Here is a 24,243-nt window from a genome sequence, read left to right as displayed (position 1 = left end):
GGTTTTGGGCGCAAGCGTCAGGCTGGGGACGAAGTCCTATCTGGTCCGGACACCGGTTCTGGAGTGCGAAGGCTGCGGCGGCACTGGACAGGTTTTCCAATGCCCGCGCTGGACGAGTTCCAGCGGCCTTTGCTGCCCCGCCGGCACGCATCGCCGCGGCTGTCCCGGCGCCAGCGCGCGCTGCGCCCAATGCAGCGACACCGACAGCACCGGCCCGACCTCTTCATCGGCCTAGGCTGAACTGGCGTTGCTCCGCGATGGAACCAGCATCGCCGATCCGTGTTATGTGTGACCGCGACATATAGGCGTCCGCGCGACCATGCGGCTTACAGAAAGTGAGGCCCGACATGCCTGACGACAAATCCAAGACCAAACAGGACCGCAAGCTGGTCTCGAGCGAGGAAACTTACGAGGTCGCGGCCTTCGCGCGCAAATACGGCATTCCGCAGAGCGAGGCCCAGACCATCATCAAGCGCTACGGACCCTCGCGCAAGAAGCTCGACAACCACATGGCCGCCCGCGGATAGAAGGAGCGGCCGCAAGGCGGCAACCAATTCGCCGGCATGGCGTTGAAGAATGCTGCGGGCCGCGTCAACCGGGCTCGGCGGTACGGTGAACAGGATGTCTTTTTCCCGGTTTCTCATCCTGGCCAACGAAATGGCAGACGAGCATCTGTCCCGCCCGGCCCGCGGCATGCCAAACTGACGGAGCCGGCCATGGCTGGAGCAGCCCTATGGCAGGCAAAGCCAGGCTGGCGAAACGGAGGGCGCAACCATGTCCGACACAACACGCAGGACCGGCAGTTGCCTGTGCGGTGGCGTGCATTTCGTCGTCAACGGCCAGCCGTCGCGGGTTGGCCTTTGCCATTGCAAGGATTGCCGCAAGGCGGGTGGTTCGGTCTATTCGGCCTTTGCCATCTGGCCGCGCGATGCGTTCGAGACATCGGGCGAGGTCGCCAGCTACGGCACACGCAGCTTCTGCCCGACCTGCGGCAGCCGCGTCGCCTGGGTCGACGACAACGAGGCCGAGGTGATGCTCGGCAGCCTCGACGTCGCACCGACGGATTTGGCACCGCAATATGAATTGTGGACCGGCCGGCGCGAGACCTGGCTGCATGCCTTGCCCGACGCCGAGCAGTTCGAACATGACCGGCCGCAAGCACAGGATGTCGATCTGCCGGCGGCCAAGCCCTCTTCGGACGCCGTCGCGCGCGACTGAAAGCATGGTTAAAAATTGATTGTCCGGGCTTGGAACCCTCCCCTGTCGTCGACGTTATCCGGCGCTTCCTCGGTGCATGTCGGCCGATGTGCATGATTCATGGAGACGACCGTTGAACGACAAGATGTTTCCCCGACCGATCCGCCTGAAATTCGCTCCCGAGCGGGAGCGCGTGGTGCGCAGCGCCTGGGAGGGGCTGGAATGCCTTGGCGACTGGCCGGCCGGCCAAGGCCGTCGATACCGCGCGGCACTGCGCAGCTGCCGCGATGCGCTGGACGGCTGGACGCCGGCGGAAAAGGCGATGCGGGCGATGATCGACGCCGCGCGCGAGGCGCGCATCCTGCAATGAGGACCCAGTAGCGGGAGAAACCAATGGCCGGTTTGATGCTGTCGACAGCGCTGCGGGTCAAGCCCCATGGCTCGGACACGATCCGCGAGGTGGCCACGCTTCAGGACGCCAGTGAAATCCTGATCGACTGGCCACAAGCCAGGCGCGGCCCCTTCTACCAGACCGCGCGCGAAAAGATCGAGTCGGCCCTGGCCAACAATGAGGGCGCGGCACAGGCGCAGGAGGCCTTCACCGCGCTCTGCGATCACGCCGGCCTTCTGGTCAGGTAAGTCAAGGCACCATGCAAGCGAAAAGCAGGCGAACTCGCCTGCTTTCTTGTTGCGGAACCGCTTTCGGGTCATTCCACTGGCAGATCGCCGTCCACGATCGGGTGGGCGGCCTCGAAGCCGAAGCTCTTCGGCGCCATCAGCATCAGGACGATGACGATGGCAATAGAGGCAAGCAACGCGGCGGTACTGGCAACATCTCTCACAGCTCCATCCTTCCAGATCCGGTTTTGCCACAGAAACGTTTCCTGATCCGCGAAGTTCCTCCGCCGTCATGACAATGCTGCCGGACGATCTCTACTGCTTTGGCGGCTGGGGCGGCACTTCGCCCGGCTTGATGACCGGCGTCTTGCCTTCGTCGGGCGCCGGCGCGGCCATGCCCTGATCGCCAGTGGGCGGCGGTTTCAGCACGCCACCGCAATCATTGAGCTTCTCGCTCAGGTCGCCGTTGCCGGGCTGCTGCTTGCCGCCCTGATCCGTTTGTGCCCGGCATTTGTCGGCCTGCTGGTTCGGCGACTGCTGAGCCGTCTGTGCCGCTGCCGGCAGTGCCAGGGCCAGCATCGCGGCGCATGACGCAATGACGAGGGATTTCATCTCGGCCTCCTTCGTTGAAGCCGCCTCACGGCGGCCTTCCGTTCACGGGGACAACGTCCGCCGGCCCAAAAGGTTGGCCCAAGGGATTGGGCAAGAGGCTTATGCGCGGGACCGGTCCGTCGCGGCCGGGGCGGCTTTTCCGTCGCCCTCCCCGTGGGGCGGCGGACGTGGTTCCTCCGGGATCGCCGTGGTCGGCGCAAAAGCCGGCGCTTGCGAAGGCGCCGCAACCAATCCCGTTCTCCAGCCGTTGCCTGTGCCGGAGGCCAGCCATGTTCGAGCATTTCCAGCCTATAGACGTCGACATCGAGGACGCCGGCATCTTCGTGCGCCGCGCCGGTGCCGGACCGGCGGTGCTTTTGCTGCACGGCTTTCCGCAAACCCATCTGATGTGGCGCGATATTGCGCCGCTGCTTGCCGATCGTTTCACCGTCATCTGCGCCGACCTGCGTGGCTATGGGCGCAGCGCCTGCCCGGCCTCGAGCGCCGATCATGCTCCCTATGCCAAGCGGGCCATGGCATCGGAGATGGTGGCGATGATGGCCAGGCTCGGCTTTACCAGCTTCATGGTCGCCGGCCATGATCGCGGCGGGCGCGTCGCCTACCGCATGGCGCTCGACCATCCCGGCCGTATCGAAAAACTCGCCGTGCTCGACATCGTCCCCACGGCCGACGCCTGGGATCGGGCCGACGCGCGGCTGGCCCTCGGCTTCTGGCCGTGGTCCTTGCTGGCACAGCCCGAACCCTTGCCGGAAAAGATCCTGGCGGGCGCCGCCGACGCCATCGTCGACAATGCGTTGGGTGGCTGGGGGTCGTCGCCCGATGTCTTTCCGGCCGGCATCCGCCAGGCCTATGTCGAAGCCTTGCGCGACCCCGCCCACCTCCACGCGATCTGCGAGGAATACCGGGCCGCGGCAACGCTGGACCGCGATCACGACCGGGCGGACAAAGCCGCCGGCCGGCGCATCGCCTGCCCGGTGCTGGCCTTGTGGAGCGGGCAAGGCGCGCTCGCCGAATGGTATGCCGGCGAAGGTGGGCCGTTGGCGCTCTGGCGGAACTGGGCCGACGACGTGCGCGGCCGCGCGATCTCGGGCGGACATTTCTTCCCGGAGGAGGCGCCCGCGCAAACGGCAGGTGCGCTGATCGATTTCTTCGGCGGGCTCAAGTCGGATGCCGGTTAGCCACCCGCCACCGGGCACCTCGGATCAGCCGGCTGGTTCCTCCGCTATATCCTCGCCCTCGGGCTCGCCGGGCCAGAAAGGATCGGGCATTCGCGGACATTCCTCGAACCGATGGTCGCGGCCGCCGCAGAAGGAGCAGCACATCGCCTCGCGGCCCTCGTTTCCGGGCCGCCATTGCGGTGTTTCGTAAGGTTTCCTGCCGTCCATGCCCAGCAATGCGCGACGCCTGATTTGGTTGCGCGGCGCGCCAACGCGCGCCCGGCAAGGCCCGTCGCGGAACCAACGGACACGATAGGGGGTTATGTGCGACAATGCATGCGGCCATTCCCCGGCGAATCCGGGCCAGCCGCGTTCGCAATTCCGTCAAACCGAAGAGAACCATCATGTCCGCTCGCGTTCCGACCCTGTTGATGGCCATGGCCGTCGTGCTCGCGGCGACCGGTCTGGCCGATGCCCGGCCCGACAGCCGCTCCATGGGCTGCGCTCAGATCCGGGCCATGATCCAGAACCACCGCGCCGTGGTGCTGACCACTGGCCCCAACACCTACGATCGCTATGTCAGGCAGTTCGGCAACGAGTGCGACTGGCCTGAAGTGCCGATGTCGGCCTATGTCCCGTCCCGCGACGGGGACTGCCCGGTCTATCGTTGCGAAGAGCCGGTCAACAATTTCCCGAATTGACCGCAAGCTGCCTGGGCGCCATAACGTGCCGGCTTTCCCGCTTCGTCTAATGGTAGGACAGCGCCCTTTGAAGGCGTGAATCGTGGTTCGAGCCCATGAGCGGGAACCAGGCAGCTGCAAGCCAACGAGTAGCCGGAACCAGGTCGGGTAGCTCCCGATCCTCTCCGATCAATGATGCCGTGATCCGGGACAGGAACCGGCCGGTATCCGGGCAGGAGGAAGGTGGCTTCCTCCCTGGACCTCCGTCGCGATTGACGGCCAGGTAACGTTACGTTAACTTTAATTTAGCTTAAGCTAAACTAGGGGGATCTAATGAAGATGGTTTTCATTTGCCTGGCGATTGTCCTCGCCGGCTCAAATGTCGCTGCGGCACACGAAAAGAAGGCGACCGTCACCGCCTCGAAGGCATGCGCTGGTCTGTCGATCAAGGCGGCGGTGGCAGCAAAATTGGACTGCACAGCAACCGGAACAGCAACGTCGACCCCGACCGACGCAGCGAATGCCAAGCCGCGCCTTGGGTACCAAAACCCTTGGACCATGTCCTCGTTTGGCCTTTGATGTTCCCGGAATTCTGGCTGCCCAGAGGCGCGGAGACCGAAGCCGCCGGGCTTTTGATAAGGCGTGAGTGCGCCGTCAGATCTCGGTCCTGGCCTGTTCCCGCCTGAGCTTCTCGACAATCAGACCATCTGATTGGGGTCACTTCCTCCCGTCAGCATGAAACCTTGCGGCCTGTTGGACGTTCATCGTCGGCCAACAGGAGAGTTTCATGGATCCGGCAACCGCGGCGGTGATGATCATGCTGTGGTGCAACGCATCGCTCTGTCGGCCCATGGAGTCGCGCCCGGTCGTCTATTCATCGATGGCGGAGTGCCAAGCGGCGCTTGAAATCAGATTGGCACCGTGGCCGAGCGGCGAAATGGTCGGCCGGTGCAAGCAGGTCGACCGGATGGCGACCGGCTCGATTGCCCCGGAAGGCTATGCCTCGGTTCAAGTCACGCGTGGAATCGGCGGCGATGCGGTCACCACCAGCTATTTCGTTCCGAGAGCCGACGACTGAATCAGAGGCCGGACGCCGGGGCTACCGGGCAGTTGGTGATTTCGCCCGCGGTCGGCAGGTGTTTGAAGCGAACCTCCTGAAACCATTTCATGGACCCCGCGTTGACGACCGGGGCATCGCCAGACACCGGAGAGAGTCCATGACCGTCAATTGCCGCATATCCATCGACAACAGGCCCGACGCCACCAATGTTACTTTCCAGGCGGTGCCGCGCATTGGCGAGAGCGTGTCCCTGTCGGTCGACGGAAACCCACAGGATCTGCGGGTCTCGCGCGTCGTGCACGTTCCCAACGGTGGACTGGAAGGCGCCGCGATCATTGTCGAAGTGACGACCAGCATCCTCTAGGGATTGGTTCGCGTGGAGATGCCCGGAAAGCCTCACGCTACAGTGATCGGCGGCGATGAAACCTCATGCCGCCCAACGCGTTCCACGGGCTAAACATGGTCTAGGTTCCAATGCAAACTGCATGGTTCTCCAAGCCCGTCGTCGTTTCGGTAGGCGTTGCCGGAGCCATCCGCAACCTGTCCAACACACAACAGGCGATCGAACTCCTGACGACACATTGGCGCGATGCCGGCAGCCTGAAACATCAGTCCGCGCTGCGCGCCTGCCGCAGGGCAATGAGCGGCGACTTGCCCCCCGAAATCGCCAGGGAGGCCTTTGTCGAGGCCGCGCGCGAGGCGCATATCCTGGTCGAGCAGGTGCAGCCCGACAGGGAATAGGGGCGGTGTCCAGACCGGCGGATCGCCCTAGATGCCGAAACCCGGCGAAACACCATCGGCCTCGCTGCCGGCCTGCGCCACGATGATGGAGGCCAGCGGCGCGCTCAGCTGCCATTTGAGATGGCCGGGCGACCGCTTCAGAATGGCGGAGCCACCGAGCGACTGCGGCGCCACACGCTGCAGCACGACAGTGCCGAACCCCTTGCGCGTGGTCTGATCGCGCCGGTCGCCGGGATGCGGTTCGCAGTTTTCCTCCCAGGTCAGCTGGAATTCTCGTTCGCCCGCGGAGCCCGGAGCATGCGCTCCGGAGCCGATGGTCCAGGTAATCTCGACCCGGCCGCCTTCGCTGCCCAGCGCGCCATACTTTGATGAGTTGGTGCCCAGTTCGTGAAAGGCCATGCCGAGGTTCTGGACCGCGTTCGACTGCAGCGTCAGGACCGGGCCGGAGAGCAGGATCTGCTCCTCGAGGCCGAAGGGCTTGAGATGTTCCTGGATAAGGTCGAACAGGCTCGCCCCCGCCCACTCCGAGGTGACGAGCAGATCGTGCGACCGCGACAGTGCCATGATGCGGGCGCGGATCAATTCCTCGAACTCGCCCGGACCATTCGAGCGCTTGCTGGTCTCCCTGACCATCGACAGGATGACCGCGAACTGGTTCTTGACCCGATGGTTGACCTCCCGCATCAGCAGCCTGATCCGGCGCTCGCTTTCCTTGGCGGCGGAGATATCGCGGGCGATTTTCGAGGCGCCGATGATTTCGCCATCGCCGTTCTTGATCGGCGAAATCGTCAGTGAGACCGAAATCAGCGCTCCGTCCTTGCGCTTGCGCGTCGTCTCATAGCTCGCCACGCGGTCGCCGCTGCGAATCTTGCTGATGATCTCGGTCTCCTCGCTCTTGAGGTGATCGGGAATGAGCATGAGGACGGATTGGCCGATCGCCTCCTCGGCGGTGTAGCCGAACATGCGTTCCGCCGCCTGGTTCCAGCTTTGGATGACGCTGTTCAGATCCTTGCTGATAATGGCATCGAAGGAGGAATCGACAATTGCCGCGAGCCGGGCGTCGGCGGTCGCCCCCTGTCTGTCGCTGCCGTCGATGTCGTTCATCGCCACCCGCAATTGCATCTTTCCCGATCAGATAAGGCGCAAACGGATCAAGGCAATCGCCGGCGCGAGAATGGAAGGTTTACCGCGAAATTTTTCACTCCGCCTGTTCCGGCGGGGCCTTGCTGTCGCCATTGGGCAGGAGCACGCCGAATTCCTGCGACTTGGCGCCCACCTCGGCCGTCAGGAAGCCATCGGAGGCAAGGCCACGGCGCAGCAATTCGCGTACCGCCGCCGAGCGGCTGGGCATGCGTTTGTCGAAACGCCAGTTTTCCAGTGCGGCCAGTTCATCCTGGGTCAACATGATCTGCAGTCGTTCCGGGCGTTCCAGGTCAGCCATGTGCGCCTCCAAGCGCAAAGATCAGGCGAGTTAGTAACCGTCTCATTCTACTTACAGTTAGGAATTTCGGCATCCTGCGTCAAGCGCGGTCAGTGGGTGAATGCAGCGTCGTACCAATGATGATCATCCAACGCAGGTTGCCCATTCGTGTAACTATGCTAACTAGCTGATTTTGTTAACACTTTTTTCACTTTTAACTTGCCATGCGCCGCCATGGGGCGCATCCTGCCAGCTTGAGGAAACCAACTCGCTTTGGGAGGTTTCAATGCGATACGATTATTCCACGCGACTGCGTGAAGACGTCTATGCGAGCGTCCGCGCAGCGTTCAAGACCGCGGGCATCATCAACGTGTCGGTGGTGGCGGAAAGGATCAGGGTCAGGAACCTGGCCGAGAACGTCGCCCTCGAGGACATTGAACATCTGGTCCTGCAGGCTGCCCAACTGGTTGGCGCTGCGATCGAATTCGACGCTTTGGGCAACGGATTGGCCCCGCCTGCAGCCGGATTCGTCGAGAACCGTGATGAGAGCTCGATGATCCCTCTCGGTCTGCATCGATCAGGCTCGATGCAATAACCAGAAGCGCCAAGGTGCGCCGGCTCCATGCGCCATGGAACCAGTCCGGCCTTCGGAGATTACCGCATCGTCCAGCAGAGGAGGATGTCGTGAAGGCCCTGCGCAGTCTGCTTGCCGAACTGTCGTCGAGCTGGCTCCAGCGCCGCAAGGCGCAAAAGCCATCCGCTGGAAATTCAGTCAAACCCGTGTCCCGCGTCCCCCGCCAGGCCGCGACGGTGAGGCCGGTACACAAGCCAAGGTCGCCCTCCTCCCGCGATGTCGCTTCCAATATGTGAACGACCGAGATCGACCCAGTCTCTGAGATCAGCCGGCACCCACGGCTAGGTCGAGGCCGCCGAGGCCTTTCGGGAGGTGGCGCGCTGTCGCCGCATCCGGCGTTTGGCGACGAGCTTGAGGGCAATTGGCGGCTCGTTCGACAGCGCGCCGACCACTGCGTCCACCATGCCATGCGCCACGAAGTCCGCGTTGATGTCACGGGCGAGCTTTTCGGCCGCTTCCTTGTCCTCATTGGCGGCTTGCGACCAGAATACGATTCCCACCCTCAACGCCGCTTTCGCCCGCTTCAGCCGGCGAACCAGAAACCGGGCGTGCTTGATGGAATCCCGGTTCAGGAAGCCGACCACCACGGTATCGATGGTTTCGAGCTCGAGACGGCGGATGTTGGCGGGTTCCATATCGGCAAAGCCGGCCTTCGACACCGTCGTGCCCTGGACTTCCAGCACCTGTGCCAGCATCGCGGCGGCGGCATCGTCCAGTTCACCGCGCCCGCCTGTGCAAAGCACCGACAGATCCGTGCCGTCCGGCAGTTCGGTCTCGTCTTCGCCGGAAGGATCCTTGTCATCCGGCTCCTCTTCGGCCGGCGGGTCATCCTCTTCCTCTGCTTCCTCATGCGCGCTGTCGTCGAGGTTTGCCACCATCACCAGGGCGCTCTCGGCCACCTGACGCCTTTGCTGGTCGCCCATGACACCGCGCGCACGGTCCTGCTCGCCCAGCAGCAGGGCGGGAATGGCCACCTTGTCGTAGAACTCGACCAGATATTTCTCTTCCAGCATCTCCTCGGCGTGATCCGTGGCTTCGTCAGGGTCACCGGCCAGCAGACGCTGGTAGAGGCGTGCATGAGGTTCGAGCACGGGCTCGTTGCCAAACAGGACATCGAGGAACTCAAACTGCGGCACGTGCCTGCCCAGCACCACCAGGCACACGGTGAGCGGCGTTGACAAAACCAGCCCGAGCGGGCCCCACAGCCACGTCCAGAAGATGGCCGCAACGATGATGGCCAGGGACGACAGCCCGGTTCGCGAGCCATAAAGCCAGGGTTCCACGACATTGCCGGTGATCAGTTCCATCACCACGAACAGGGCGGCTGTCCACAGCACGAGCGACCAGCCTGGCGCCACGGCCAGCGCCAGGAACAGCGGCAGCAGCATGCCGATGGCCGGGCCGATATAGGGAACGAAACGCAGGCCAAGTGCCAGCAACCCCCACAGCAAGGCATTCGGAATGCCCAGGACCCACAGGCCGGCCGCGATTGGTACGGCATACACGATGTTGACGACCAATTGCATCAGCAGGTACCGGCCAACACGCTTGCCGGCATCCTGAAGCGCCTCGGTGGTACGGTGAAGGTCGCCATACCCGACAAGGCGAATGAAGCGGTCGCGCAAATCCTCCCGCTCCAGCAGCATGAAGATGACGACGACGATGATCAGCCCGGCCGATCCGAGCGGGCTGATCAGCGGCCCGACTATGTTCTGCAGAACCTCCAGGGGTCTTTCGCGCGAGACGATCTCGACCGGCACCGGTTCACGCGGCTTTTCCGGGGTGGCGGCCGGCGGCGGCGTCTCCTGCCTGTCGATCTCCTGGCCGACACGTTCGACCACCTTGCTCAACCTGGCAATGATCCCTCCCCCAACGCCAGTCTCCTTGAGCGATCGGACCTTGGTCAGGATGTTGGCCTGGTAGACCGGGATGTTTTGCGCCAGTTCGCTGACCTGCGTGGCGACGATGAAGCTGAACAGGGCAAGTGCGGCGAAAGCCCCCAATACGCTGACGATGACGGCGGCAATCCGGGGAATGCCGGCCCGTTTGAGCGCGGACACAAGAGGGGCAAGCGCGAAAGTCAGCAACAGCGCGATCGCTATCGGTAGAAAAACCTCACGCCCGAAATACAACGCTGCCACCGTGGTGACGATGGTGGCTACATTGGGCAACGACGTTCGGGGGTGCGGGGCGGCGGGCGAAAGAATATCCTCCAAGCCATGCGCGGGCGACGCCATCCCGTTTCGACGATTGGCCGCCATTCCATGCCTCCCCTGCCAGTCCCATGATCGGGCATATAGAGCCGGCCAGCAACATTAGCCAGAGGTGGAAAGACACGCCGTCCAAAGGGCGGTTTATCCGATGCGGCGGCCGCTGACTCGGATCAGCGCGCGCCGTGCCGCGCCAGCGCATGCTCGATCAAGATATCGATGACCTCGCTGTAGCCGATGCCGATCGCGGCCAGCGCCTTGGCGTACATCGAGATGTCGGTGAAACCGGGCAGCGTGTTGACCTCGTTGACCAGCAGGGAGCCGTCGGCGCGCAGGAAGAAGTCGACGCGCGCCATCGCCTCGCAGCCGAGCGCCTTGAAGGCTTGCCCAGCCATTTCCCTCGCCCGGTCGATCACTGCTGCCGGCACATCGGCGGGCACTTTGACCACCGCGCCGTCGGCGTCGAGATATTTGGCCTCATAGGTGTAGAAGCCGTGCTTGCCGGCCGGGATGATCTCGCCGGGCAGCGACACCGTGAGCGAGCCGTCGGCCCGTTGCAGCACCGAGCACTCGATCTCGCGGCCTTCGACGAACGCCTCGATCAACGCCTTGCCGTCATAGCGGAAAGCCGTTTCGAGGGCTTGATCGAAACCATCCCTGTCGTTCACCTTGCTCACTCCGAACGACGAGCCCTGGCGCGCCGGCTTGGCGAAGAATGGCAGCCCCAGCGCCCCGGCGATCTCCTGGAAGGAACCGACGTCGTTACGATGGACAGTGACCGAGCGGGCGACGGCAAGCCCGGCCCCGTGCATGAGCCGCTTGGCGACATCCTTGTCCATCGCCGCGGCCGAGGCGAGGATGCCGCAGCCGACATAGGCGACGTCGGCAACCTCCGCATAGCCCTGCACCGAGCCGTCCTCCCCGAAAGGACCGTGCAGCACGGGGAAGACGACATCGACCGGCGCCAGGTCAGCCCGCGTTCCCTTAGGCGACGCTGAGATCAGCCGGCCCTTGCCGCCGGGCAGCAGGGCTATCTCCACGCCATCCTGCGACACTGGAGCTCCCGCCCCTGCGCCGATGGCCTCGGACGCCGGCTGCAGCAGCCATCTGCCCTCCCTGGAAATGGCGATCGGCACCACCTCGTAGCGCGTCCGGTCGATCGCCTTCAGCACATTGGCGGCCGAAAGCCGCGACACGTCATGCTCGGCCGAGCGCCCGCCATAGAGGATCGCAACCCTGATCTTTCCGGTCATCGAAATCCCTCAACTGTCAGAATCAAGTGGCGACGGCAATGCCGCGATTGGCAAAGAAGCGGTCGAAAGCGGCTGGCGCCAACACTGCGTTGACCTGTGTGGCACTGGTATGGCCGGATGGGTTGTGAAAGCGGAACCCTTCATCCGAGGCGGCGGTGACCAGAACCAAATGTCCGCCCTTCGATGGCGGCTCGCGCTCGGGCCAGCGGATCGAACTGCTGACCGAAGCGATGAAGAACCGCGACCGGCCGAGGATCGACCGAATGTCCGCCGTCGCGACACCGGTCATCACCTCGGCATCGAGGCCGAATTCCGCCTTCACGAAGGTGACGAAGGGCGCATAGATCAGCCCCTTGATCGAGCCTTCATTGACGACATAGCCGCCATACGGAGTGCATCGCCTGGCCAGTTCGATCGTCGGCACGATCTCGCCGCGCGTCGCCAGGATCATCTTGAGACACGCCATGCCGCAGACATTGGCGGCCCAGGCCGCGTATTCGTCGAGCGTGGCAGCGCCTGATCCCTGCCATAGCGGATCCCGCCGCAACGCGGCTTCGGCGCCGTCGGCGAGCACCGCCAGCGTCATGTCAGGCGTCTCCCACTGACTGAAAAACGGCACGGTTTCAGGCAATGGACTCATGCGAACTCCCCGGGTCTCCAACTCGTATACGAGCATACAAGATTGGAGAAAAGCCGCTCGGACCTGTCGAGGCGCGCGGCGTCTACTCGACCTTCGTCCAGCCAAAAACCAGCCAGGCGTATTTCGATTTTTCGTCGGGAGAGATCGGTCGGCGCACCGTGCGGCGTCACCTCGCCTTCGAAGCGAAAAACGTGTTTTTCCAGGACGCGCCGCGAAGGCGGCATCGGCCGTGCGACCAGTCCGATAACCCGCTCGGCATGCCAGGTCGAAGGCAAAAGCCAGGTCGCGCCTTTCCAGTCGTGCCGCCGGCTCACTTCGTATTGATCACCGAAGCGGCCCGATAGGTGTCCATGGTCGCGCCGTTGCGGTCCTCGTCGAACAGCGTATCGCTGCCGAAGCTGGCGCGCAGGCCGATGACGACCTTGTTGGCTCTGGTGTCCTGCGTAGACGTTTCGAACTTCCTCCGCTCGAATTCATAGCGTCCGAACACCGCCCATGGCGTTTCGTCGAACCGGTACATGGCCTGCACGGCGGCACCGACCACGTCTTCGTTGGTGCCGTTATAGTCGGTTCGGTTGAAGTCGAGCTCCGCATCGAGGCGAAGGTTCTTCCGGACGAAGTAGCGCGCCACCGCGCGTACGCCCCATTGGTCGCCATGAAAGTCGCTGATGGTGAGCTGGCCGAAACTGGCCTGGCCATAGAGGGTCAGATCGCCGAAATAGAGTTGTGCTTCCGGGCCGACCGCATAGTTGTTTACGGTCACGCCGCTTTCGCCGACAGATGTGTAGGCGGCGAAAATGCCGGCGGCGAAACGGTCGGGATCGCGGTAGAAGCCATGGACCGCACCGCGCGTGTCATCCAGGGGATCGTAATGGCCCCAGATGCGGTCGTAGGTCAGGTCGCCCTGCAAATTCCAGCGCTCGGCAAACGGAATGTTGACGCGCACGGCGCCGCCGCCGGCCCGGGTCGTGTAGTCGTCGCCGACGAAGCGAAGCCCGCCGAGATAGAGTTCGCCGTAGCCCGAAACATGCGGCGTCACCACCGTCTCCGCTGCCAGCGGCTGCTGCGTATCGGCGGCGTAAGCGGAGGTCGCGGCGACCAGCGACGACGCGGCGAAGATTGAAAAGCGATGCATTAGAGCCCTCGAATGCGAATTTCCGGACCAGCGTCCGGCCGTGGAGATCAGAATTTGTAGGCCACGCCGATCCGCAGATCCTGTGTCGTCAGTTCGATGGCATCCCGATTGAGGGGAGCGCCATTGGAGAAGGCGTGGCGCACGGAGGTGTGGCGGCCGAAATCGGCGAACCTGTATTCGCCCCGAACCACCCAATTGTCGGTGACGGCGTATTCGCCGCCCGCACCCAGCGTATAACCCGCGACGGTATCTCGGACGTCGGCATAGGGACCGCCCGGAATGTTGGTGGTCGTGTGTTTGTAGCTTGCCACCGCCAGGCCGCCGGTGACGAAAGGAAGCCAGCGATCGATCGCATAACCGGCTCTGAGGCGCACGGTGCCTACCGCCTCAAGCTCGAGCTCGCCACCAAAGGCGGGGTCGTCGACGCCGAGCGCCCGGTAGAGCGTCGTGTCGTTCACGCTTGCAAAGCTGTAGTCTCCCTCGACGCCAACAACCAATCCGCTGTCGAACTGCTTGTTGTAGCCGGCAAACACACCGCCGAAACCGCCGGACGGGCTGTAACCCCAGCCGTAATTGTCGAAGCTGCCCGGCGCGAAAGTCTGTCCGACCCTGGCGTCGCTCCGGGCATATCCGGCCTGTGCTCCGAAATAGCCGCCGGACCAGTTGTAGCTGGCCGCGACCGGCAAGGTCTCGGTGGGGTCGGCGGCCAACGCCATGCCGGCGGGAACGAAAAGAAAGGCAGTGGCGAGAAGAATCGTTTTCATTGCTTGTCTGCTGTCCCCGGGATGCTGCACCACGACCGACATGGTCAGTGGCGGTCAGTCGAAGCTACGGTGTTGCATTGATCGCCGGCGGCGTCTTGGGCTGGACAGCATCGGAATTGTCTTGGAGCGCGCCGCCGCACCCCGCCCGGCCGGTGTGGCCGTTCAGCATCAGCCGCGGCGCAGGCAAAACCCCGGCGCGGACGCCAGGGTTTTGTTCGAACCGGCGTGTCAGAACTTATAGCTGAGGCCGACGCGTAAATCGTGCGTCTTGAGATCGATGTTCGAAACCGTGCCAAGACCAAAAATCGGCACCGAGAGATCCTCTTTGCCAAAGTCGGAATAGCGATATTCGACGCGGGCGATCCATTTGTCGGTGAAAGCGTGCTCGACGCCGGCCCCAACCGTCCAGCCAAGATGGGTTTCGTCGTGGATTGTTACTGTACCGAGGGGACCACTGCTGACCACACTCATTTCATACTTGGCCGCTGCCACGCCGGCACTGATATAAGGCAACGTCCGATCGAACGCATAGCCGGCCCGCAGCCGGGCCGAACCCGACCACTTGAGTTCGCTCGACAACAACGCGCCGGCACCGGCGAAGGTCCCCACCGCATCGACATTGCTGTAGGCAAGGTCAGCCTCGGCGCCGAGCACGAAACGGTTCGCCAATTCCTGATTGACGCCGATATGGACGCCACCAATAAAACCGTCCGGATCGAAGGCAGCATTGACGTCGGTGCCCCCAATGCCGGCGCCGCCGATGAAGAGATTGGATTTCCCGGCTACGTAACCGAAGTGAACGCCGGCATAGAGGCCGGACCAGTCATAGCCGGCAGCAACCGGCAAGGTTTCGTTGACGTCCGCCGCGGACGCCATGCCGACCGGCGCAAGCGCGAGGATGGTGGCGAGAAGAATCGTTTTCACTGTTTGCTACCCCAATGATGTTGCTTTCCCCGGCCGTGGAAAATACTCTGCGGCGACCCGGGTATCGTCGAGGTTTTGCATTGTTCGCGGGCGGCGTCTTGGGCTGAGCCGCATTGGAATTGTCGTGGAGAGCGCTGCGGCACTCGGGCCGATCAGTGTGGCCGTTCGGCATCAGTCGATCGGTTCGAAGACAACTGATCCGACTCGCTTCGAGTCCTTGTCTTTGGTGCCGCGCTTCCGCCCGGAATTGCGAAAACAAGGAGTTAGAGCGGCCATCGATTCTGTGAGACGATGATTCGCTCTAACGGGCGGCGTTCGGCGTCGAGCCGAAGCGGCGGCGGAAACAGCGATTGAAGTAGGAGACGTCGGAAAAGCCGCTCAACAGCGCGATCTCGCTGACCCGCATGCGGTCGTTGCGCCGGTCACGCAGCATGCGGTGGGCCCTCTGCAGGCGCAGTTCGAGAATATGCTCGGCGAAACTCGAGCCCGTTTCCTGCAGGAGATCATGGACGTAGCGCGCGGAAAGCCGCAAACGCTGGGCGATGTGCTGGGCCGAGATGCCGGGATCGGCGAAATTGTCCCGCATCGTCTGCAGGATGGCTTGCAGCCTTGCCGCGCGCAGGCCTCGCACGCCCGCCAGCTCGGCGGTCTCGCCCTTGGCGCCCGTCGCCAATCCGATCAGGTCGACGATCGTTTCGGTGGCATGGGCGACAAGATCGGGCAAGAGCAATGCCGGCCCCGCTTCCAGGAAGCCGCAATAGCGCTTGAGCATGTCGAGCGCTTCATTGTCGACGCCGATGGTCAGCGCCAGGCGGTCCTCGACATGGGCGAAGGCATTTTCCATGATTTCGCGGGGCACCACGACATTGGTCCAGACATTGCGGTCGCCGCCGGTCATTTCCAGCGCTTCCGAAGCCGAGACCAGCGCGCCTTCGCCCCTGCCGATGCTGTAGTCGCGGCCGGTCTGCACACCGCTCAGCCTGGTGTCGCCATCGTTGACCAGCAGCAGATAGCCGTCGCGGCCGTCGTCGGCGATGTTGCGCGTCTTGCGGCTCGCATGCTTGATCGTCCCGGCCATCCGCCCGAGCACCAGCGGCCCGATGGCGGTGGCTTCGATATCCGCCTGGAACGGCACATTGCCGGAGATGGCATATTCGACCGACCAGATCTCGGCGACATGAATGTCCTGCCAGAGCGCGAAGCGCGCGCGGTCGTCGAGATGCGACGGCAGATCGAGCGAAGAGAAGACGTTCTTTTTCAACGAGCAACCGGCCTTTCCCGCGCACGCGTCTTCCCTGAAGCCGCACCGTATGGGACCGATTTGCCTCTTGTCCAGAGACGGCGCCATCCATGCTCCGCAGGACAATTTCAGTGCCGCCCAGGCCAAGAATCCGATCGGATTCGCCGGTGTGGCGTCCGAGTCTCCGAAATACCCCGGAAATGCGGCATCGGAATCACCTCGCCTCGACGCGGTCGATCGATTGCTCCTAGAACGTGATCTTCACCGACGCGGCGCTGCGGTTGGCCGGGCCGTGGTGGACGGCCTCGATGTTGTTGCCGTCCGGGTCGAGCAGGAAGGCGGCATAATAGCCGGGATGATAGGACCGCTCGCCAGGCGCGCCATTGTCCGTGCCGCCGGCTTCGAGCCCGGCCTTGTAGAAGGCATCGACCATGGCGTGATCCCTGGCCTGGAAGGCCAGATGATGACGTCCGGTCAGCTTTCCCAGCGCGGCCCGGCTGTCGGCGCTGGAAATGAACAATTCGTCGGCCCAGAAATAATCCTCGCCGGTGCCGCCGATCGGGACACCAAGGACTTGGAAAACCGCCTCGTAGAAACGCCGGCTGGCGGGGAGATCCCGGACCACGAGCTGGAGGTGGTCGATGAGCCGGCCGCGATGCAATTCCTGGGTTTCCATGAAAGCGCCTCCTCGCAAGGCCTCGAATTTAGGCGCGGTTGGCAGGGCGTCAACGCGGGGCGCGAGCCTCTGCTGACAGCCAGCGACAATTTTTCGAGCCCGATGGAACTTTTGCACCGATGGCAAGTTTGGAGGCGCGGCGGGAGAATTTTCGGTTGGATTGTTTTCAGAAGCTTGAAGCGCTGGTCGACGGCGCCAATGCCGATGCCATCGAGGAAGCGAACGCATTGCTGCGCCGGTTCAAGGACAGGTCCGAACAGACGACGCGGGCCATCGACGAGTTCATGCTGGACTTCAAGACATTGGTCTTCGTCGTCGAAGCCGGCGAAGAGGGTTTCGAAAAGCCGATCCGCAAGCTCGCCCGCGCCAGGCTTGCAAAGCTCAAGCAGCTGGTGAACGTGCCGGCTTAGGCGCATGCCGCTCTTTGCTATTACGCAATTCCTAGGGAAAGCGCTGGGCGCTTTCCCGGGAAAACCGTTTCACACTTTTCCTGGAATTTGCTCTACCCCTTGAGCAGCGCCGCCAGCCGGGGAATGCCTTCGCTCACCGCGCTGCGGGTGGCCAGCGTGAACGACAGCCGCAGCGTGTTGCGCCCGGTGCCGTCGGCGTAAAAGGCGTTGCCCGGCACGAAGGCGACCCGCGCCTCCTTCACCGACCGTGCCAGGAGATCCGTGGCGTCGGTGCCCTCCGGCAGCGTCACCCAGACGAACATGCCGCCTTCCGGACGGCTCCAGGTCACCCCCTCCGGCATGTTGGCTTCAAGCGCGCCGAGCAGGCCGTCGCGGCGCTCGCGGTAGGCGCCGATGAGTTTTTCCACCTGGCCGTCGAACACGGCTTCGGCGACGCGGTGCATCACCATCTGGTTGACGGACGGGCTGTGCAGGTCCGAAGCCTGCTTCATCAGCACCAGTTTTTCCACCACGTGGCGCGGCGCGCAAACCCAGCCGACACGCATGCCCGGCGACAGAATTTTCGAGAACGAGCCGCAATAGAGCGTGCGCGCCTTGTCGATGCCGCCGGACCTGATGCAGTCGAGCGCCAGGATCGGCGGCACACCCTCGCCGTCATAGCGCAGCGCCCGGTAGGCGGCATCCTCGATGACGGCGATGTCGAGCTCGCCGGCAAGGTCGAGCACCGCCTCGCGCTGCTTTCGGTCCAGCGTGTTGCCGGTCGGGTTGGCGAAATCGGGCACCAGATAGGCGAATTTCACCTTGCCGCCATGAGCGGCGGCAGCAGTGTGGTAGGCATCGGGCGTCATGTTGCCGCCCTCGGGCCGCAGCCGGTCGTAGCGCGGCTCGTAGGCGTTGAAGGCCTGCAGCGCGCCGAGATAGGTCGGCCATGTCACCAGCGCGGTATCGCCTGGCGACAGGAACAGCTTGCCGAGGTAATCCAGCGCCTGCTGCGAGCCGGAAGTGATGAAGATGTTGGCCTCGTCGCAGGCCACGCCGAGCTTGCCCATTTGCCCGGCGAGCCAGCGCCGCAGCGGCAGATAGCCTTCCGAAACCTGGTATTGGAGTGCTGCCCCCGCTTCCGGCCCGCCGAGCACGTCGGCATAGGCATCGCGGATGGCGTCCGCCGGAAACAGCGACGGATCGGGAATGCCGCCGGCGAAGGAGATGATGTCGGGCTGGTCGAGCAGCTTCAACAGCTCGCGGATTTCGGAGGCCTTCATGCGCGATGAGCGCGAGGCCAGAAGGTTCAAAAGGGTCACGACACGCCTCCCCGGACGTTTTTACAATAGGTCAACCTGACTGACCTATATCCGCTTTGCCAGGCGATTTGAATAGTGCCTGAAGGGCTTCCGCTATACGCCAGTCACCGCCAGGCCCGAACCGGCACGGGTTTCCGCTAAAGGCTCTTCTTGTAACCAATATGGCTGGCACTGAAGCCGAGCCCTTCATAGAAGCGGTGCGCATCCGCTCGCCCCTTGTCGGTGGTGAGCTGCACAAGGCCGCAGCCCCGCGCCCGGCACTCGTCGATCGCCCATTCGAACATCTTCTTGCCGACACCGTCGGAGCGCCTGCCGCTGACAACGCGAACCGCCTCGATCTGCCCGCGCCAGCCGCCCTTGCGCGAAATACCGGCAAGGAAGCTGATCTGCAAGGTGCCGATTACCTCCGCGCCATCCACGGCCACGGCAAGCAGCTGATTGGGATCGGCATCGATGGCGTCGAAGGCATCGATATAACCCCGCGCCAACGGCAACGAGGCGTCTTCGCGGGCGGCACCCAGCGGATCGTCGGCGAGCATGGCGACGATGGCTGCCAAGTCGGAGGCTTGCGCCTTGCGGAATTGGATGTCGGTCATGGACGTGAGATACGGCCGCCCGGCGCCGGCGGCAAGCCGCTGATGGAATGGAGATCAATGGGCGGCAGGACAACGAGGGGGGCGCAACCTCTCGAGGTTCAATCCCCGTCGCCCGCGGGCTTCGCCTTGCCGCACTGCGCCAGCACCTTGCCGATTGCCCCACTGGAACCCTTCAGCGCAAAACTGATCGAACCATATTTGGCAGCGCTGACCGACACGTCCCCCTTGGACCGCAATAGGTCGAGCAGCGGGTCCCCCTTCTCCAGATCGACCACGAAATAATTGTACATCGCCTCCAGCTGCAGGGTTTTCGTCACCGTCTTGCCGTCGGCCTTGAAGTCGAAAGCGCCGCTGATGCCCGGCTCCAGTTGTTGGCCGCTGGCGCCCAGATCGTAGCTCAGCACCGGTGTGTCGTAGCAATTGAGCATCAGATAGGCGTCGCCCTTCGGCCCGCCGCAGACCGAAGCGGTCAGCACGCTGCCACCCTCGTCTTCCTCCATCTTGGCGCTCCAGCCGCCGCAGGATGCCGCGAAGGCCGATTGCGAGCCAAGCACCGCCGCCAAGGCACCGGCGGCAACGAGATTTCTTCTCATGACTTCCCCCTCCGGGCCATTTGCAGCGCCCGCCGGCAGCATATAGGAAAAGCCGTTGAACAGCGTTGCCTGAATGGCAGGGCCGCGCGCCTCGGAGAGAGCAGTGTTGAGAGCCTGTGTTCGCCTGTATCTTCCGACCGCCGCCCTGGTGGCCTTTCCGCTTGCGGCGCATGCCGAGTGGAAGCCTGTCGAGAAGGTCGAGACCTACGCCATTTCAGGCCAGTCCGGGCTCGAGCTCTACCGGTCGATCGGCGAGAACGGGCCGAATGTCGGCATTACCCGCGCCATTGCTCACACCAATTTTAAGCTGACCTGGACCAGGGATTATCAGCCGCGTGCCGGAGCCTGCGTGCTGGTCTCGGCCAAGCCAAAGCTCATCATCACCTACACCTTGCCCAGCCCCTCCTCGCCGCTGCCGTCCGCCATCCAGAAGAACTGGGAGGTTTTCCTCGCAGGCGTCAGCGCCCACGAAAAGGTGCATGGCGCGACCATTGTCGACATGGCGCGCAAGATCGAGGCGGCGACGGTCGGCCTCACCGTTCCCGACGATCCCAAATGCAGCAAGATACGGGTCGAGATGACCAAACGCCTGTCCGCCCTTTCGCAGGCGCAGCGGCAGGCAAGCCGCGATTTCGACCGCATCGAACTCGGCCAGGGCGGCAATCTGCAAAAGCTCATTCTTGCCCTGGTCAATGGCGGCTGAGCCACCGCGCCTCGCGGCGCGGCGGCATATTCGCGGTTCGCTCCGCCCTAGCGGCTGAGATCAAGCGCGGCTGACAAATCCCCCATCGGCGGCTCGCCATTGGCGGCCAGCGCCTTGTCGCGGGCGACGATGCCCGTCAGCACCGGCAGATCGTAGCGCGCGGTGATGAAGCGCAGGATCGACGTCGTATCGTATTGCGTGTGGTCGACCGTGCCCATCCTGGCATAGGGCGAGACGATGAAGGCCGGGATGCGGTTGCCCGGGCCCCAGCGGTCGGCCTTGGGCGGCGCGACGTGATCCCAGAACCCGCCATTCTCGTCATAGGTGATGACGACCAGCATGTGGCTCCATTGCGGGCTCTTCTCCAGATGCGCGACGAGGTCGGCCAGATGCCGGTCGCCCGATGTCACGTCGGCATAGCCTGAGTGCTCGTTGAGATTGCCCTGCGGCTTGTAGAAGGCGACCTGCGGCAGCTTGCCGTCGTCGATCGCCTTGATGAACTCGACGCCATCCAGGCCGCCATCCCTGAGATGCTCGGTGCGCGCGGCGGTGCCGGGCGCGTAGGCGGCGAAATAGTTGAACGGCTGGTGGTGGAACTGGAAGTTCGGCACCGGCGTGGCGTTCTTGCCGTCGAGGGTAGCCTGCCAGGCGCCGGCGTACCAGGCCCAGTCGACCCCCTTCAGCGACAGGAGATCGCCGATGGTGATGTCGTGCTGCGGCGGCAGCGTGGTGGGCGCGGCCGGATCGGCCAGCGCCTTGTCGCCGCCCTCGGCAGGCTTGTTGGCGCTCGGCTGATAGGGCGGCTGCATGGTGTTGACGGCGTAGAAATCGGGCGTGATGGCGCCGTCATTGACGAATTTCGGCACGCCGCCCAGCGCCGACGGCGGCGAATTGTCGGCCACCTTCAAGGTCGTTCCGTCGGCCTCGACCACGGCGATCTGGCCCTTGATCGGACCGGTATCGGCATGCGGATAGACCGGCGTACAGGCGCAGGCGAGTTGGAAATGGTTGAGGAAGGAACCGCCAAAGGCGCCCTGGAAGAAATTGTCCGCCAGCACGTATTTCTTGGCTATCTGCCACATCGGCAGGATCGAGCCGTCATAATGGCCCATGACCAGCCCGCCGGAATCGGCCCAGGCGACGAATTTATCGTTCTTGCCGCCGTCGATCTGCATCTGCTCCTGGTAGAAACGGTGCCACAAATCGTGGGTGATGACATTGGTGCCTTCGTTGAAGCCCTTGGGATCGTCGATGGCGAAGGCGGCGTTGGCGAGATGCGCGGTCTGCGCCTCCGTCACCACGGGCGTGACGCCCTTTCCGGTCAGCCCGCCCCAGGCCGGCGGCAGTTCGGTCAGCGGCTTGCCGTCGCGGTCGAGCTGACGCGCCTGGTCGGCCGAGACATTGGCCAGTCCATTGGCGCCGGGGAAGCCACCATAAAGATTATCGAAGCTGCGGTTCTCCGCATAGATGACGACGACGGTGTCGATCTTGTCGAAGCCGGGAGGGGCGGCATTGGCGGCCGCAAGGGGAAACAAGGCCGAACCGGCCAGACAGAAGGAAGTGAGGAACTTGAGCCTCGTCATGGGAAGACCTCGTGGCTTGACTGTGGCTATGGGGCTATAGGGCTATGGGCTATGGGGCTACGGCGCGGGAACCATGGGCAGCTAACGTGGAGGCCTTGTCACCTTTGTGACATCCGCCGCCGCGGCGAACACGGTTTCGTGAGCACTGGGACCGGTCATCAATCCGTTGCACTGCGTTCTTATTTCCGGGCCAAAGCGGACCGTGCCCCATGATGACGAGACGATGGAAAAGCCTGGTGATCGCGAGTGCCGCGATCTCGACCTTTGGCTTTGCCGCACCCCCGAATACGGCGGGGCCGGACGGCGTCCATCCCGGTCCGCTATCGCGTGCGCAAACCTTCGCGCGCGCCGAGGCGCTGACTGCCTTGGGGCGAAAGATGTTCTTCGACCCGGCGCTCTCGGCTTCGGGAAAACAGGCCTGTTCCTCCTGCCACGATCCACGCCATGCCTTCGGTCCGGCCTCGGCAGCTCCCGTCGAGATGGGCGGCCCGAACCTCGACCAGTCCGGCGTGCGCGCGGTACCGTCGCTGCGCTACATCCAGGCCGCGCCCGCCTTCACCGAGCATTTCCACGATTCCGAGGACGAGGGCGACGAGAGCGTCGACAATGGCCCGACCGGCGGTCTGACCTGGGACGGCCGCGCCGATCACGGTGGGGACCAGGCGAAAATCCCCCTGCTCTCGCCGTTCGAGATGGCAAACAAGGATGAAGCAGCCGTCTCCGCGGCCTTGCGCAAGTCAGCCTATGCCGACGAGTTCAAGGCAACCTTCGGCAATGATGTCTTCGACCGCCCGGGCGATGCCTTCGACGCCGCCGCCGAGGCGCTTGGCACGTTCGAGCAGAGCGCGGTCGACTTCTACCCCTATTCCAGCCGCTACGACGCCTTCCTCGCCGGCAAGGCGACATTGTCGGCGCGGGAACTGCATGGCCGCGAACTGTTCGAGGACGAGGCGAAAGGCAATTGCGCCTCCTGCCACCTCAGCGAACCGGCCAATGACGGCGAGCCGCCGCAATTCACCGATTTCGGCCTGATCGCCATCGCCGTGCCGCGCAACCCGGCGATCCCGGCCAACGCCGACCCGGCCTATGTCGATCTCGGCCTGTGCGGCCCGCTGCGCACCGATTTCCGTGGCCGCACCGACTATTGCGGCCTGTTCAAGACACCGACCCTGCGCAACGTGGCGCTGCGCAAGAGCTTCTTCCACAACGGATATTTCCACACGCTGCGCAAAGCGGTGGCCTTCTACGCCAGCCGCGACACCGACCCCGGCCGCTGGTACCCGAAAAACGCTTACGGTACGGTCGATAAATATGACGATTTGCCAAAGGCTTACTGGCCGAACTTGAATCAAGACCCGCCCTTCGGCGGCAAGAAACCCGGCGACAAGCCGGCGCTCAACGACGCCGAGATCGACGACATCGTGGCGTTTCTGCAGACGCTGACGGATGCCGATCAGGCGGCGAAGCGGTCGCAGTGAACTGGGAAGCCGTCGTAAGGGTCGCTAGTTGACGTGGGGATTAGCCGAAGCCCTCCCTCGCTTCGTCATCCTAGGGCGGAGCAAGGAGCGAAGCGACGCGGCGCAGACCCTAGGATCCATGCCGCGACGCTTGCGACGGGTAAAAACTGTGCCGAACCTGGCTCCAACCTCCGACGAAACGCCATCAAACCGCGACCAACCTGTTCCGCGAAACAGCTCGAACCATTCCGGATTGGTCTTCTCGATCAGTTCGATCTTCCATTGTCGCGACCAGCGCTTCAGCGATTTCTCGCGTTGAATGGCGTGACGAATGTCGAAATGTTCCTCGTACCAGACCAACCGCTGCACACCGTAGCGCCTGGTGAAGCGCGAACCTTCGCCGGATTTGTGCTCCGGCATGCGGCGACCGAGATCGTTGGTGACACCGATGTAGATGGTGCCGCCCTTCTGGCTCGCGGTCATGTAAACATAGCCGGTCATGCGTTGACGGTAACCGCCAACCCGTCCGGGGACTATCCTCGTTCGCCGTATTTTTTCGGCCAACGTCGCGGCATGGATCCTAGGGTCTGCGCGGCGTCGCTTCGCTCCTTGCTACGCCTAGGATGACGAAGGCAGGGA

General features: G+C 63.6%; 31 protein-coding genes, 1 tRNA gene and 1 pseudogene. 16 read left to right on the top strand and 17 right to left on the bottom strand.

All coding sequences use genetic code 11. The features are described 5' to 3' along the window. From FJ950_RS29695 to FJ950_RS20030, 5 genes are all read left to right on the top strand, one after another. Window positions 1-235 (top strand): hypothetical protein (locus FJ950_RS29695; protein ID WP_210242361.1); only part of this gene is annotated, 235 nt, incomplete at its 5' end. Window positions 236-347: 112 nt separating this feature from the next. Continuing rightward, a complete protein-coding gene (locus FJ950_RS20045) occupies window positions 348-527 on the top strand; it encodes a DUF3606 domain-containing protein (RefSeq protein WP_015317039.1) in 180 nt (59 codons plus the stop codon). Window positions 528-774: 247 nt separating this feature from the next. Next, complete coding sequence (locus FJ950_RS20040) at window positions 775-1,218, top strand: GFA family protein (RefSeq protein ID WP_140618065.1); 444 nt, start codon at window positions 775-777, stop codon at window positions 1,216-1,218. Window positions 1,219-1,330: 112 nt separating this feature from the next. After that, entirely contained in the window at window positions 1,331-1,567 is a 237-nt protein-coding gene (locus FJ950_RS20035) for a DUF982 domain-containing protein (protein ID WP_023782817.1), read from the top strand. A 23-nt stretch (window positions 1,568-1,590) separates the two neighbouring features. Next, complete coding sequence (locus FJ950_RS20030; protein ID WP_140618063.1) at window positions 1,591-1,836, top strand: DUF982 domain-containing protein; 246 nt, start codon at window positions 1,591-1,593, stop codon at window positions 1,834-1,836. A 68-nt stretch (window positions 1,837-1,904) separates the two neighbouring features. Here the strand turns inward: FJ950_RS20030 and FJ950_RS30115 are convergent, their stop codons facing one another. Further along, window positions 1,905-2,039: a hypothetical protein gene (locus FJ950_RS30115; protein WP_281408395.1), complete on the bottom strand. Its 135-nt coding sequence runs from the start codon at window positions 2,037-2,039 to the stop codon at window positions 1,905-1,907. A 91-nt stretch (window positions 2,040-2,130) separates the two neighbouring features. Beyond that, on the bottom strand, window positions 2,131-2,427 hold the full coding sequence (locus FJ950_RS20025; RefSeq protein WP_015317034.1) for a hypothetical protein: 297 nt from the start codon (window positions 2,425-2,427) through the stop codon (window positions 2,131-2,133). A gap of 269 nt (window positions 2,428-2,696) precedes the next feature. Here FJ950_RS20025 and FJ950_RS20020 point away from each other — a divergent pair, with 269 nt between their 5' ends. From FJ950_RS20020 to FJ950_RS19990, 7 genes are all read left to right on the top strand, one after another. After that, window positions 2,697-3,605, top strand: coding sequence for an alpha/beta hydrolase (locus FJ950_RS20020; protein WP_140618061.1), 909 nt, complete (start codon window positions 2,697-2,699; stop codon window positions 3,603-3,605). Window positions 3,606-3,988: 383 nt separating this feature from the next. Then, entirely contained in the window at window positions 3,989-4,285 is a 297-nt protein-coding gene (locus tag FJ950_RS20015) for a hypothetical protein (protein ID WP_140618060.1), read from the top strand. Window positions 4,286-4,320: 35 nt separating this feature from the next. Beyond that, window positions 4,321-4,394 (top strand) — tRNA-Gln (locus FJ950_RS20010). A gap of 203 nt (window positions 4,395-4,597) precedes the next feature. After that, window positions 4,598-4,843 carry a hypothetical protein gene (locus tag FJ950_RS20005; RefSeq protein ID WP_140618058.1) on the top strand — a complete coding sequence of 82 codons (246 nt, stop codon included), beginning with the start codon at window positions 4,598-4,600 and terminating at the stop codon, window positions 4,841-4,843. A gap of 208 nt (window positions 4,844-5,051) precedes the next feature. Further along, entirely contained in the window at window positions 5,052-5,342 is a 291-nt protein-coding gene (locus tag FJ950_RS20000) for a hypothetical protein (protein ID WP_140618056.1), read from the top strand. A gap of 139 nt (window positions 5,343-5,481) precedes the next feature. Continuing rightward, on the top strand, window positions 5,482-5,688 hold the full coding sequence (locus FJ950_RS19995; RefSeq protein WP_015317029.1) for a hypothetical protein: 207 nt from the start codon (window positions 5,482-5,484) through the stop codon (window positions 5,686-5,688). A gap of 110 nt (window positions 5,689-5,798) precedes the next feature. Continuing rightward, window positions 5,799-6,065 carry a DUF982 domain-containing protein gene (locus FJ950_RS19990; protein ID WP_140618055.1) on the top strand — a complete coding sequence of 89 codons (267 nt, stop codon included), beginning with the start codon at window positions 5,799-5,801 and terminating at the stop codon, window positions 6,063-6,065. A gap of 27 nt (window positions 6,066-6,092) precedes the next feature. Here FJ950_RS19990 and FJ950_RS19985 read toward each other — a convergent pair whose 3' ends face one another. Both FJ950_RS19985 and FJ950_RS19980 read right to left on the bottom strand, forming a co-directional pair. Continuing rightward, window positions 6,093-7,169: a PAS domain S-box protein gene (locus FJ950_RS19985; protein WP_140618094.1), complete on the bottom strand. Its 1,077-nt coding sequence runs from the start codon at window positions 7,167-7,169 to the stop codon at window positions 6,093-6,095. A 94-nt stretch (window positions 7,170-7,263) separates the two neighbouring features. Then, entirely contained in the window at window positions 7,264-7,506 is a 243-nt protein-coding gene (locus FJ950_RS19980) for a hypothetical protein (RefSeq protein WP_140618054.1), read from the bottom strand. A 265-nt stretch (window positions 7,507-7,771) separates the two neighbouring features. Between FJ950_RS19980 and FJ950_RS19975 the strand changes: the two genes are divergently transcribed. Then, on the top strand, window positions 7,772-8,080 hold the full coding sequence (locus tag FJ950_RS19975) for a hypothetical protein (protein ID WP_140618053.1): 309 nt from the start codon (window positions 7,772-7,774) through the stop codon (window positions 8,078-8,080). Window positions 8,081-8,400: 320 nt separating this feature from the next. Here the strand turns inward: FJ950_RS19975 and FJ950_RS19965 are convergent, their stop codons facing one another. The 8 genes from FJ950_RS19965 to FJ950_RS19925 form a co-directional block, all read right to left on the bottom strand. After that, entirely contained in the window at window positions 8,401-10,380 is a 1,980-nt protein-coding gene (locus tag FJ950_RS19965) for an AI-2E family transporter (protein ID WP_140618052.1), read from the bottom strand. A 122-nt stretch (window positions 10,381-10,502) separates the two neighbouring features. Further along, window positions 10,503-11,582, bottom strand: coding sequence for a D-alanine--D-alanine ligase family protein (locus tag FJ950_RS19960; protein WP_140618051.1), 1,080 nt, complete (start codon window positions 11,580-11,582; stop codon window positions 10,503-10,505). A 22-nt stretch (window positions 11,583-11,604) separates the two neighbouring features. After that, window positions 11,605-12,222, bottom strand: coding sequence for a C39 family peptidase (locus tag FJ950_RS19955; RefSeq protein ID WP_140618050.1), 618 nt, complete (start codon window positions 12,220-12,222; stop codon window positions 11,605-11,607). 310 nt (window positions 12,223-12,532) lie between these two features. Further along, window positions 12,533-13,357 carry an outer membrane beta-barrel protein gene (locus FJ950_RS19945; RefSeq protein ID WP_140618049.1) on the bottom strand — a complete coding sequence of 275 codons (825 nt, stop codon included), beginning with the start codon at window positions 13,355-13,357 and terminating at the stop codon, window positions 12,533-12,535. A 47-nt stretch (window positions 13,358-13,404) separates the two neighbouring features. Continuing rightward, the gene (locus FJ950_RS19940) at window positions 13,405-14,121 is read right to left on the bottom strand and encodes an outer membrane protein (protein ID WP_140618048.1); all 717 of its coding nucleotides are present in this window, start codon (window positions 14,119-14,121) and stop codon (window positions 13,405-13,407) included. A gap of 228 nt (window positions 14,122-14,349) precedes the next feature. Next, complete coding sequence (locus FJ950_RS19935; protein ID WP_246681353.1) at window positions 14,350-14,997, bottom strand: outer membrane protein; 648 nt, start codon at window positions 14,995-14,997, stop codon at window positions 14,350-14,352. Window positions 14,998-15,346: 349 nt separating this feature from the next. Continuing rightward, window positions 15,347-16,306, bottom strand: coding sequence for an AraC family transcriptional regulator (locus FJ950_RS19930; protein WP_140618046.1), 960 nt, complete (start codon window positions 16,304-16,306; stop codon window positions 15,347-15,349). 226 nt (window positions 16,307-16,532) lie between these two features. Continuing rightward, window positions 16,533-16,961, bottom strand: a complete 429-nt coding sequence (locus FJ950_RS19925) for a VOC family protein (protein WP_015317017.1) — start codon at window positions 16,959-16,961, stop codon at window positions 16,533-16,535. Window positions 16,962-17,116: 155 nt separating this feature from the next. On the opposite strand from FJ950_RS19925, the gene FJ950_RS19920 reads away from it, so the two are divergent. Continuing rightward, window positions 17,117-17,371, top strand: a complete 255-nt coding sequence (locus FJ950_RS19920) for a hypothetical protein (protein WP_224683893.1) — start codon at window positions 17,117-17,119, stop codon at window positions 17,369-17,371. A gap of 92 nt (window positions 17,372-17,463) precedes the next feature. On the opposite strand, the gene FJ950_RS19915 is transcribed toward FJ950_RS19920, so the two are convergent. The 3 genes from FJ950_RS19915 to FJ950_RS19905 all read right to left on the bottom strand — a co-directional run bounded on the left by FJ950_RS19915 (window position 17,464) and on the right by FJ950_RS19905 (window position 19,861). After that, window positions 17,464-18,633: a PLP-dependent aminotransferase family protein gene (locus tag FJ950_RS19915; protein WP_181171350.1), complete on the bottom strand. Its 1,170-nt coding sequence runs from the start codon at window positions 18,631-18,633 to the stop codon at window positions 17,464-17,466. Window positions 18,634-18,809: 176 nt separating this feature from the next. Then, window positions 18,810-19,268: a GNAT family N-acetyltransferase gene (locus FJ950_RS19910; RefSeq protein ID WP_140618044.1), complete on the bottom strand. Its 459-nt coding sequence runs from the start codon at window positions 19,266-19,268 to the stop codon at window positions 18,810-18,812. 98 nt (window positions 19,269-19,366) lie between these two features. Then, window positions 19,367-19,861 (bottom strand): hypothetical protein, encoded by a 495-nt coding sequence (locus tag FJ950_RS19905; RefSeq protein WP_246681352.1) that lies wholly within the window; start codon window positions 19,859-19,861, stop codon window positions 19,367-19,369. A gap of 106 nt (window positions 19,862-19,967) precedes the next feature. Between FJ950_RS19905 and FJ950_RS19900 the strand changes: the two genes are divergently transcribed. Next, window positions 19,968-20,564: a DUF922 domain-containing Zn-dependent protease gene (locus tag FJ950_RS19900; RefSeq protein ID WP_041163408.1), complete on the top strand. Its 597-nt coding sequence runs from the start codon at window positions 19,968-19,970 to the stop codon at window positions 20,562-20,564. A gap of 47 nt (window positions 20,565-20,611) precedes the next feature. Here the strand turns inward: FJ950_RS19900 and FJ950_RS19895 are convergent, their stop codons facing one another. Continuing rightward, on the bottom strand, window positions 20,612-22,147 hold the full coding sequence (locus tag FJ950_RS19895) for an acid phosphatase (protein ID WP_140618043.1): 1,536 nt from the start codon (window positions 22,145-22,147) through the stop codon (window positions 20,612-20,614). A gap of 209 nt (window positions 22,148-22,356) precedes the next feature. Between FJ950_RS19895 and FJ950_RS19890 the strand changes: the two genes are divergently transcribed. Further along, entirely contained in the window at window positions 22,357-23,625 is a 1,269-nt protein-coding gene (locus FJ950_RS19890) for a cytochrome-c peroxidase (RefSeq protein ID WP_140618042.1), read from the top strand. 195 nt (window positions 23,626-23,820) lie between these two features. Here the strand turns inward: FJ950_RS19890 and FJ950_RS19885 are convergent. Further along, window positions 23,821-24,105 (bottom strand): annotated as a pseudogene (locus FJ950_RS19885) (GIY-YIG nuclease family protein); the annotation flags it as partial. Between the last annotated feature and the right edge of the window lie 138 nt (window positions 24,106-24,243).

This window comes from Mesorhizobium sp. B2-3-14 (genome assembly GCF_006442175.1).
GTDB lineage: Bacteria > Pseudomonadota > Alphaproteobacteria > Rhizobiales > Rhizobiaceae > Mesorhizobium > Mesorhizobium australicum.
The sequence above is the reverse complement of the archived record's forward strand: the minus strand, read 5'-3'. Positions and strand labels throughout refer to the sequence as shown.